This window comes from Dietzia sp. HMSC21D01 (assembly GCF_001815995.1).
GTDB lineage: Bacteria > Actinomycetota > Actinomycetes > Mycobacteriales > Mycobacteriaceae > Dietzia > Dietzia cinnamea.
In genome coordinates, this window is sequence record NZ_KV823758.1 from 1 (window position 1) to 715 (window position 715).

Below are 715 nucleotides of genomic sequence, written 5' to 3' on the forward strand. Positions count from 1 at the left end.
GAGGGCGCGCCGGGGATGCCGAGCAGCCCGCCGCGCGGGGTGCCGGCGATGTCGGCGTCGCGCACGGTCCGCGGCTCCGCCGGCTCTCCTGACACGAGGCGCGCGGACGCGAGGTTGCGCACGGGGTGCACCTTCTCACCGGCGCGCACGTACATCTGACCGGAGTCCCGCCCGACCATGATCATCGTGCTCCCGACGTCCGGGGCGGGGTCGAGCAGGGCCAGCACCGCGGCCCCGGCCACACCGAGCACAGCCGCGACCACGCCCACCGTCAGCCCCGTCGACTGACGCCTGAGCGGATCGTGCAGCATCCGGACGTCCCGGGCGACCACGGCGTGGCGGGCCCGGCGGGCGAGAAAGCGGTGGCCGTCCACCTGCGCCCTGGTCGTCGGCTTGAGCGGCACCGGCGCGGCCCCCTTTCCACGGATGTGGGACCCCCGCGGCCGGGGGCACCGGGGGTAGGGTACGCCAGGATCCGGCCCCCGTGGCCGGTCTTCCGGGCGCCGTCCGCACGCGCCCGAGTGCTCGGGACAGGCGTGGAGGAGGCGGGTGGATGACGGCGGTTCCCACCCTGGCCGGGCTGCTCGCCGCGCTCGTGGCGACGGTCGTTCTCACCGTGGTCTGCCCGCCGCAGGCGCAGCCGTGGGCCCAGTTCGCGACGGTCGCGCTCGTCGCCACCGTGATCACCGCGCGCCGCGGCGGCCGCCCGGTGCTG

Annotated in this window: 1 protein-coding gene; it reads right to left on the minus strand. The window is 76.9% G+C overall.

Annotated features, from left to right (window positions below; translation table 11 throughout):
• The coding region (gene eccB / locus HMPREF3086_RS03430) for a type VII secretion protein EccB (protein ID WP_083324285.1) at positions 1 to 404 on the minus strand (404 nt) is incomplete at its 3' end.
• Between the last annotated feature and the right edge of the window lie 311 nt (positions 405 to 715).